Genomic DNA, 8,973 nt, shown 5'->3' with positions numbered 1-8,973 from the left:
CGCCGGCCGCGTGCGCGAGCTGGACCAGCAGCAGGCCCATGCCACCGGCCGCCGCCGTGATCAGCACCCACTCGCCGGCCCGTACGCCGACCACGTCGAGAAGGTGCAGCGCGGTGACGCCGTCGTGCAGCAGCGCCGCCGCGTCGTGCAGGTCCAGTCCGTCGGGCACCGGAACCAGCGCGGCGGCCTCGACCACCGCCCGCTCGGCGTATCCGCCGCGCCCACCCTGCTCGCCCGTGTAGGCGGCGACCCGCCGGCCGACCCAGCCTCGGTCGACGCCCGCACCGACGTCGATGACCTCGCCCGTCACGCCGTGCCCGGGGACGTACGGCAGGACCACCGTGAAGTAGTCGCCGAAGGCGCCGGCCCGGATCTGCGTCTCGACGAACCCGATGTCCGCCGCCGACACCCGGACCACCGCCTGCCCCGGCCCGGCCACCGGGTCCGGCGCGTCCGCCGGCACCAGCACCTCGGGTCCGCCGAAACGCTCAACCTGAATCACTCGCATGATCACTACTCCCCATCGTTGACCTGGGAGGCAGTTTTCAACCTCGACCAAGGTTGAGGTCAACCGTCCGAGGTCAGCGACGTTCGAGCTCGGCCAGCCGGGCGGCGGCGTCCTCCAGGGAGTCCTCGGCGAAGACGGCGATGCCGTGCCGTTCGAGCAGGGCGGTCGTGACGCCCGCACCGGGGATCTTGCGCCCGGCGAACGACCCGTCGTGGATGCGGGTGCTGCCGCAGGAGGGGCTGCCCTCCTTGAGGATCGCGAGGCGGATGCCGTACGACCGCGCGCGTTCGAGCGCCTGCCGGGCACCGAGGACGAAGTGCCGGGTGACGTCGGTGCCGTCCGGCGTGAGGATCACGGCACGACCGTCGAGAACGTCCGCGCCCGACCCGCCGCTGATCTCGGCCGGCGGACGCGGCACCGGCAACCCGCCGCGCACCTCAGGGCAGAAGGGCACGAGCCGCCCCTCCCGCCGCCAGTGTTCGAACAGCGCGTCATCGCTGCGCCTGCCGGTGCCGTCGAAACGCACCGGCTGGCCCAGCAGGCAGGCACTGACCAGGATCCGCTCCATCAACCTCCACGGTAACGACCGGGAGCGTCAGTCCTCGAACCGGTTCACGTCGCGGACGGTACGCGGTCGGCCGATTGGGAGAAGGCGCTGGACGAACGGACGCGTCCCGGAGCGGCGTGGAAGAGCTCCACAACGGTGATCCGCCGCGGACGTCCCAGGTCTTCAGCCATTCGCCCAGCGAGTCGGCGTACACGTCCTCGTTGAGGAGCCCGGCGCGATGCAGCTCACCCATGAGCGCGGGGATTCCCCCGGCGCGATGGACGTCCTCCATCAGGTGCCTCCCGTTCGGGGCCACCTTGCCGAGGACCGCAACCTGCTGTGGCTGGTGTTCACCGATCCGTACGTGCGCGAGCTGCTGCCCGGCTGGGAGGTCACCGGCCGCCGGTTCCTCGCCGAGTTCCGGGCCGAGGCCGGTCCCCGCCTCGGCGAGCCGTCGTACGCGCGGCTGATCGAGCGTGCTCCAGGCCCCGGGGTGTACGGCGGCGTCATCGTGAAGTGGTCGCCTCCGTCGGTGCGGGCCGCCAGACGAAACCCGTGAATAATCCCCGAATCGGTGTGACAACCGTCTCCTATGCTGGATCCCCTTGACGTGCGAAGCTCTGGGGCATGGGTGCGCAGGCCGATCTCCGCCGGGGGCTGGGGTTCATGCGTCCGCTCGGCCGGGTCGGTCCCAGTGTGATCGAGCCCGATCTTCCGCCCACCCGTGTGATCGACCTGCCCGGCCGTGGCCGGGTGACCGCCCGTGTCGTCGACGGAGACGCTCCCGTTCTGCTCCTGCACGGCTGGACCCTCACCGCCGACGTGAACTTCTGCCACCTCATGCCACGCCTGCCCGGCGGTCTGGTGGCGATGGACCACCACGGGCACGGCCGGGGGCCGACCCGCGCTCAGCGGTTCACCATCGAGGGCGCCGCCGACGACCAGATCGCGCTGCTCGACGCGCTCGGCATCGACAAGGTGATCGTGCTCGGGTACTCACTCGGCGGCCCGGTCGGGCTCGACCTCGCCCTCCGGTACCCCGAGCGGGTCGCCGGGCTGATCCTCCAGGCCACCGCGATGCGGTTCGACAGCTGGATGGACCGGCTGACCAAGCCGCTCCTGCGCGCGGTACGGCCGCTGACGGCGCTCGGGCTCGGGCGTACGGCGCCGCTGCGGTTCTTCGGCGACACCCGCAACCGCAGCACCGAGACCAAGCTCCTCTGGCAGTGGCTGCGCCGCGAGCTCATGCTGTGCCATCCGCGCACGATGGTGGACGTCATGCTGGCCGAGTACGACTTCGACTTCCGCCCGCACGCCGCGTCGCTGAAGGACGTGCCGACCGTCGTCATGGTGACGGCCAAGGACTCCGCGGTGCCGCCGCGCGACCAGCGCGCGATGGCCGAAGGTCTCGGCGCCGAGGTGATCACCATCGAGGAGGACCACGACGTCTTCCTCGCCGCGCCGACGACCTACGTCGCCGCGAGCCTGGAGGCGATCGCCCGGGTCACCACCTGACGATCGTGTTCGTCAGGTACTCCGAGGTGAAGGCGGTGCGGTCGCCGGACCGCGTGCCCGGCACCGGGAAGAGCCGCGCCGACAGCGGCTTTCCGAGCTTCTCGGCCAGCGCGGTGACGTCCAGCAGCAGCCGCGCCAGATCGTCGGGCGAGCTGTCGCCCGGCAGCGGGACGGTGTCCAGGCCCGTCCCGCAGACGGAGGAGTAGGCCAGCAGGTCGTGCAGGCCGACCCTGCCCTCCTCCCAGGCGCGCGCCAGGACGACGTCTTCCATCACGGGCAGCATGAGCCCGTTGTATCCGCAGGTCGGGAGGCTCGTGCCGCGCAACGCGGCGGTCAGCGCCGCGGCGGTGGCGAGGGTGCCCGGCGCACCGAACGCACCGACCGTGGCCTCGAACGCGGCGCCGATGCTGTCGGTGCCGTTCGGCGCCGGGGACAGGTCGATGCCGCCGAAGCGTACGCCCAGCTCACCGGCGATCCGCTCCACGAGCCGCACGACCGGGGTCGCCTCGGCGGTGAGCGCCTCGGCGACGCGTTCGGTGAGCCCCTCAAGGCCTCCCGCGGCCGCCCGCGCGGCGATGCTCGCGCCCTGCAGGCCGACGGTCAGGGCGGCCGGCCCCTCGTGGTACGCGGCGGGGAAGAACGGGCCGTTCGCCGGCACCCGGGCGAGCGCGGCGAAGCGAAAGTTGCCGAAGCCCTCCTCGGTCTCGTTCGCGAGCCGGAGCATGGCCTCGGCGGCCGGCCGCGCGGCGGCGGTGTTGCCGTCGAGCCGTACCGTGCAGCTCAGCGCGTCATTGCCGATCAGCAGTTCGGGGATGATCTCGACGCCGTCGGTCGCGGGGCCGAGCGAGAGATAGACGAGTCCCGCCTCGTCCAGCATCGCCTGCAGCTCGCGGGCGTACGCGGCGGTCGGAGTCATGTCGCCGAAGACCGGGCGGGTGGACAGGCGCAGGGTCTGCACCTCGTGGCCCTCGGCACGGCAGGCGGCCTCGGCGCGGCGCAGCGCCTCGGCGGACTTGGCGATGACGTCGCCGGTCAACGGGTGCGGCTCTGCCACTCCGAGCGTGAGCGTACGAATCGGAACCATCAGCCGATGATCTCAAAGAAGCCGTCGGCGATCAGATCCGGGATCACGTCCCGGGCCGCCGCGCGTACGGCGCCGGGGTCGGTCTCGGTGATCTGGGCGATCGCGTCGAGCAGCGGACCGAGCGGTAGGTCGCCGTCGCAGGCGCCGGCCAGCGCCGCCTCGACCGTGCCGACCTGGGCCGCACGGCGCAGGCCGTGTGTCTGCCGGAGCACGATCCGCTCGGGATCCTCCGCGCCGGGCCGGCCGGTCTGCTCCTGGACGACGCCGTCGGCGGTGCGCAGCGTCGTCTCGTCGGTGATCGTCGGCCGGCCGCGTACGACCCTGTCCACATAGGCGCCCACCGGCTGGTCGACGGCGTGCCGGAGCTCCTCGACGCGGACGTCCTCACCGCCGCTCTTGTGCAGGCTGATCCAGCCGAAGCCGATGCCGGTGACCTGCCGGCTCGCGAACGACTCCAGCCAGGCGTCGTACCGGTCGCGGTACTCCGGCGTGCCGGCCTCGCAGGAGTCGCGCAGCCACAGCTCGGCGTACTCCGCCGGGTCCTGGACGTCGCGCTGGACGACCCAGCCGTCCACACCCTCGATCCAGCCGGCGACGCGATCTCGCCAGTCCTCGCCCTCGACGTGCAGCCAGTTGGCGAGCAGGTGGCACCAGCCGTCGTCGGCGAGGTGACGCGGCGCCTCGCGTACGAGCCGCCGGCAGACCTCGTCACCGGGCAGGCCGGACTCGCGGTAGCCGAACCTCCGCTCCGGCGAGATCACGAACGGCGGGTTGGACACGATGAGGTCGAACGTACGGCCCTCGACCGGCGCGAACAGGTCACCGGCGAGAAGCTCGGCCTCCACTCCGGACAGGGCGAAGCTCAGCGCGGCCAGGTCGAGGGCGCGCCGGTGAAGGTCGGTGGCCGTGATCCGCTGGGCGCGGTGGGCCAGGTGAACGGCCTGGACGCCGGAGCCCGTCCCCAGATCGAGAACGTTGTCCACAGGCCTGTGGACAACGAGCTGGGCCAGGTTCGCCGACGCGCCGCCCTGACCGACGACGTGGTCGGGCCGCAGCCGGCCGGAGCCGGGCCGTACGGCCAGGTCGGAGACGACGTAGCCGAGGTGACGCGCATCGCCCTCGACCGGTTCGACGTGCAGGCGCGCCCGTACGGTGTCATCGCCGTCGCGTTCGGCCAGGCCGAGTGCGATCAGGTCGTCGACGGGCAGGCCGCCGGTGGGTACCGGCACCTGGAGCCAGAAGAGCCGGAGCAGGGACTCCACGGGTGTCGCGCCACGTGAGGCGCGCAGCGCGGGAACGATCTCGCCCCGGGCCAGAGCCGCACCCGCGACCGGCCCGAGCAGGTCCCGTACGCCGTCGACGGTGTATCCGGCCTGGTGGAACAGGTCACGTACGCGTTCGGCCGCTGTGGTCGGGGGCATGCCCCCATTCTTCCGGTCGCGGCGTCAGGTCAGGAACTTCACGAAGCCCTGGGCCAGCGCCTCGGCCATCTTCTGCCGTCCGGCGGAGCTCTTCATCTTGGCGGCGTCGCCGGCGTTGCGCATGTTGCCGGCCTCGATGAACACGGCCGGCACGGTGGCGACGTTGAGCCCGCCCAGATCGCTGCGGACGTCGATCCCGTTCTTGCCCAGATAGGTGGAGTACGGGATGCCGGTGCCCTGGTGGAAGGCATTGCGGAGGTCCATGCCGAGCCGCTTGGACTCGGGCACGACCTTCTCGTTGTGCCCCTTGATCACCGCCGGCTCGATGATGTGGAACCCGTGGCCGCTCGCCGGGGCCCCGTCGCCGTGGATGGCGAGTGAGGCGTCGGCGTGCGCCCGGTTGGCGATCTTCGCCCGCTCGTCGACGCAGGGCCCGACGCCCTTGTCGTTCTTGCGGGTGAGGATGACCTTGGCGCCCTTGGCACGGAGGATCTTGGCCAGGCGGAGGGAGACGTCCCAGGTGAAGGCGTGCTCCGGGTAGTTGTCATTCGTCGCGGTGCCGGTGGTGTTGCACGGCTTCATCGCGTTGATGACGTTGACCTTCTTGTTGATGATCTCCGGGTGGGAGGCGTTGCCGCCGTTGTGGCCCGGGTCGATCACGATGGTCTTGCCGGCGAGCGGTGCCTGCGGCGTGGGCGCGGCCGAAGACGCCGCGGCGGATGTGGGCGCGGCGGACGGCGGCGCGGCGGAGGCGGAGGAGTCGCCGCCGGAACCGCAGGCGCTGACCAGCCCGGCCACGGCCACGATCGCCAAGGCACCGAAGGCTTTTCGTCCGGAACGAGTCATGGGCTCAGACATCATGACTCAGTGTGCCAAAGACGTGGGCGAGCTTTGGCCGATTGACGGCAAAGGCCTGACCAATGACCGGTCAGGCGCCCGCCATCTGGTCGTTGACCAGAACATCCTTACTCTCACTGGTCTCGATGGCCCCTCGTGTCCGAGGGGCTCGGGTCCGGGGGGAGTGACCGCCGCCGCCCTCTCCGCGCTGAGTTCGTGGCGACGGCGGTCACGCCCGGCTGCCCGGGGACGGTTCCGGCCAGGTTGTCCGGGCACGTGCTACAGGCAGGCGTGCTCCTTGCCGAGCAGGGCCGCGAGGGCGCGGGCCTCCTCCGCGTCCAGGCCCAGGACCACGCGCGGGCGGCCCCAGGGGTGATCGATCGAATGGGCCACGTAGCTCGCGACCGACTCCGAGACCTCCTCGATCAGGCCTCGTGAGCGGCGCCACTGGGACCACGCGCGCTCCAGCTCGCTCGCGGCGCGCTGGGCGCAGGAGACCAACTCCGGATCACGCATGATTACCCCCGGGTCCACATGATCCACTCTGGCCGCCGCCCGGCGGCCGGGCGGCGGCGTGCCGGCCGATCCCCCGAAGGGCCGGCGACGCCACCCGCCTCGGCTCGCCGAGCGGCTGGTGTGCTCACCCATTAAGGCCGTGCCCCGGGCGTACGGCAGGCGGCTTCGGCCAGACTTGACCGGCCCCTTACCGGGACGAGACCCGCGCGGGGTACCTGCCGTCAGCCGCGGGGTGCGCGGCCGGTCGTGGACCGGATGACCAGGTGTGGCACCACGAGCGTCTGCAGAGTGTCGCGCATCGGGTCGTCGATGCGGGCACAGAGGCGCTCGGCGGCGACACGGCCCATGTCGCGACGCGGCTGGTCGACACTCGTGAGGGAGACGTGCCGGATCGCGGCCAGGTGCGTGTTGTCGTACCCGACGATCGAGATGTCCTCCGGCACGTTCAGGCCGAGTTCGTCCGCGGCGGACAGGACACCGGTCGCGACCAGGTCGTTCGGGGCGAAGATCGCGGTCGGGCGCGGGTCGTGGGACAGCAGCTTGCGTGCCGCGCGGTAGCCGCCGTCCTCGGTGAAGTCGCCCGGCTCCACGATGATCCGATCATCGAGGTGGTGGCTCCTCATCGCCGATTCGTACCCGATCCTGCGGTAGTGCGCGGTCGTCGACGGCGCCCCCTCGATGTGCGCGATCCGGTCGTGCCCGAGCCCGACGAGGTGGTCGACGGCCAGCCGCGCGCCGAGCTCGTCGTCATCGACCACGATGTCGACGCCCTCCACGTCGCGTTCGCCCACGACCACGACCGGGACGCTCTTGGCGGCGTCCTTCAACGAGTCGGGTACCACGCTGAGCAGGACGAGACCGTCGACCCGCATCTCCAGGAACGCCTCGACCGCCTCCGCCTCGAAGTGCGGGTCCCACCGGCCGCTGCCGACGAGCATGCGCAGGCCCGCGCCGTGCAGGCTCTCCTGCAGACCGTCGAGGAACTCGGCGAAGAAGGGGTTGTGCAGGTCCGCGACCAGCGCTCCGATCAGGCGCGTACGGCCCTCGACAAGGCTCCGCGCGACCGCGTTGGGCCGGTATCCCAACTCGCGCGCGGCCTTGAGCACGGCCTGCCGGCGGTGCTCGCTGACGTGCGGCGACCCGCGCATGACGAGCGAGACCAGTGATTTGGACACGCCTGCCCGTTCGGCGACGTTCCGAATGGTGGGTTTCGCCGACACGACCCTTCCCCGGCGTACATCCTCTGCTGCCACTGATTCTCCTGTGTCTCCGACGTCCCACCTGAATCCGGGCAGAAACAGACGGACCGCCGCAAGGGAGGAGATGCCATGATGCCCCGACAAGACCCTTGACTGCTGTAACAGTGCGTAACGGGCGGTCAGTCGAGGACTTTCGGTCATGGTCGATAGGCGGCCTTTGGGTGCCGTGTCGGCGCTGACCTGCCACGGATGGCGGTCTATTGGACGTGGGCTCGGATACGCTGCCAAGCGTGGGTGATCGCGCAGTAGACGGGAAGGAGCCTGCGCAGGCCGTTCGACGCGCGTCCGGCGGCCGCCCGAGCAGGCGGCGGCTCAGCGTCGACGAGCGCCGCGACGAGCTCATCGCCGCTGCCCTCGAACTCTTCAGCGACCGGCAGCCGGAGGACATCTCGATCGACGATGTGGCCGACGCCGCCGGCGCGTCACGGGCCCTCGTCTATCACTACTTCGGTGGCAAGCAGGAGCTCTACCTCGCCGCGCTGCACAGTGCCGCCAAGCAGCTGAGCGATTTGCTCAAGCCTCCGGCCGAGGGCAAGCCGCTGGAACGGCTGGCGGTCTCGCTGCACCGTTACTTCGACTATGTGGAGGAGCACGCGGCGGGCTTCGTGGCCCTGCTGCGCGGCGGCCCGGCGTACCGCTCGGGTGAGGTCGGCGAGGTCCTGGACAACATCCGGAATTTGGTGATGCAGCACATCACCACCGCGATCGGCGTCAAGGACCCGGACCCGGTGCTCCGCATCACACTGCGCTCGTGGATGGCGTCGGTGGAGACGGCCGGCCTCGACTGGCTCGAACACCGCGACCTGCCACGCACGGAACTCGAACGCCTCCTCGTAGACCACCACGTCGTACTCCTGGACGTCGCCGCCCGACACGACCCGGAGGTGGCCGCCCTGCTCGAACGCCTCGCCGACGACACCCCAGGCTGACCCGAGCCCAGCCGACGCCACACCCGACTGCCCCTGACTCACGGACGTCCCGCCGAGCCCTCCACCATCGCCGCTGGATGAGACGGCGCGCCAGATGAGCCGAGGCGTTGTACGAGACGGAGCGCGGGATGAGGCAGCGCGTTGGAAGAGACGGCGCGTTGGACGAGACGGCGCGTTGGACGAGACGAGGCGTTGGACGAGGCAGCGCGCCGGATGAGACGGGGCGTTAAACGAAACGGGGCGCCGGATGAGGCAGCGGGTTGGACAAGCCCAGCCAGCGACGGGCAGCGGGCAGCGGGCAGCGGGCAGCGGGCAGCGGGCAGCGGGCAGCGGGCAGCGGGCAGCGGGCAGCGGGCA

At 71.3% G+C, this 8,973-nt stretch carries 11 protein-coding genes; 3 read left to right on the top strand and 8 right to left on the bottom strand.

Going from position 1 to position 8,973, the window contains the following annotated elements; genetic code table 11:
• The 3 genes from ACFFNX_RS33635 to ACFFNX_RS33625 all read right to left on the bottom strand — a co-directional run.
• Positions 1-508, bottom strand: a 508-nt coding sequence (locus ACFFNX_RS33635; protein ID WP_378209901.1) for an alcohol dehydrogenase catalytic domain-containing protein, incomplete at its 3' end; no start/stop codon positions are given.
• A 73-nt stretch (positions 509-581) separates the two neighbouring features.
• Positions 582-1,076, bottom strand: coding sequence for a 2-thiouracil desulfurase family protein (locus ACFFNX_RS33630; protein WP_378209900.1), 495 nt, complete (start codon positions 1,074-1,076; stop codon positions 582-584).
• On the bottom strand, positions 1,000-1,347 hold the full coding sequence (locus ACFFNX_RS33625) for a hypothetical protein (RefSeq protein WP_378209899.1): 348 nt from the start codon (positions 1,345-1,347) through the stop codon (positions 1,000-1,002). Before ACFFNX_RS33625 ends, ACFFNX_RS33630 begins: the two co-directional genes overlap by 77 nt.
• On the opposite strand from ACFFNX_RS33625, the gene ACFFNX_RS33620 reads away from it, so the two are divergent.
• The gene (locus tag ACFFNX_RS33620; protein WP_378209898.1) at positions 1,294-1,614 is read left to right on the top strand and encodes an MmyB family transcriptional regulator; all 321 of its coding nucleotides are present in this window, start codon (positions 1,294-1,296) and stop codon (positions 1,612-1,614) included. The two genes, ACFFNX_RS33625 and ACFFNX_RS33620, sit on opposite strands and share 54 nt — an antisense overlap.
• Before the next feature lie 68 nt (positions 1,615-1,682).
• Positions 1,683-2,570 carry an alpha/beta fold hydrolase gene (locus ACFFNX_RS33615; RefSeq protein ID WP_378209897.1) on the top strand — a complete coding sequence of 296 codons (888 nt, stop codon included), beginning with the start codon at positions 1,683-1,685 and terminating at the stop codon, positions 2,568-2,570.
• Here the strand turns inward: ACFFNX_RS33615 and ACFFNX_RS33610 are convergent.
• The 5 genes from ACFFNX_RS33610 to ACFFNX_RS33590 form a co-directional block, all read right to left on the bottom strand.
• Positions 2,560-3,654, bottom strand: coding sequence for a DUF711 family protein (locus ACFFNX_RS33610; protein WP_378209896.1), 1,095 nt, complete (start codon positions 3,652-3,654; stop codon positions 2,560-2,562). The genes ACFFNX_RS33615 and ACFFNX_RS33610 overlap by 11 nt on opposite strands.
• Positions 3,654-5,075, bottom strand: a complete 1,422-nt coding sequence (locus ACFFNX_RS33605) for a DUF7059 domain-containing protein (protein WP_378209895.1) — start codon at positions 5,073-5,075, stop codon at positions 3,654-3,656. Before ACFFNX_RS33605 ends, ACFFNX_RS33610 begins: the two co-directional genes overlap by 1 nt.
• A gap of 24 nt (positions 5,076-5,099) precedes the next feature.
• The gene (locus tag ACFFNX_RS33600) at positions 5,100-5,879 is read right to left on the bottom strand and encodes an N-acetylmuramoyl-L-alanine amidase (protein WP_378209903.1); all 780 of its coding nucleotides are present in this window, start codon (positions 5,877-5,879) and stop codon (positions 5,100-5,102) included.
• Positions 5,880-6,191: 312 nt separating this feature from the next.
• On the bottom strand, positions 6,192-6,428 hold the full coding sequence (locus ACFFNX_RS33595; RefSeq protein ID WP_378209894.1) for a hypothetical protein: 237 nt from the start codon (positions 6,426-6,428) through the stop codon (positions 6,192-6,194).
• A gap of 221 nt (positions 6,429-6,649) precedes the next feature.
• Positions 6,650-7,648: a LacI family DNA-binding transcriptional regulator gene (locus ACFFNX_RS33590; protein ID WP_378209902.1), complete on the bottom strand. Its 999-nt coding sequence runs from the start codon at positions 7,646-7,648 to the stop codon at positions 6,650-6,652.
• 269 nt (positions 7,649-7,917) lie between these two features.
• Between ACFFNX_RS33590 and ACFFNX_RS33585 the strand changes: the two genes are divergently transcribed.
• Complete coding sequence (locus tag ACFFNX_RS33585; RefSeq protein WP_378209893.1) at positions 7,918-8,616, top strand: TetR/AcrR family transcriptional regulator; 699 nt, start codon at positions 7,918-7,920, stop codon at positions 8,614-8,616.
• Positions 8,617-8,973 lie beyond the last annotated feature (357 nt).

The organism is Actinoallomurus acaciae (assembly GCF_042429965.1).
GTDB classification, from domain to species: Bacteria; Actinomycetota; Actinomycetes; order Streptosporangiales; family Streptosporangiaceae; genus Actinoallomurus; species Actinoallomurus acaciae.
Note: the sequence above shows the minus strand (reverse complement) of the source record. Positions and strands in the feature narration are given on the sequence as shown.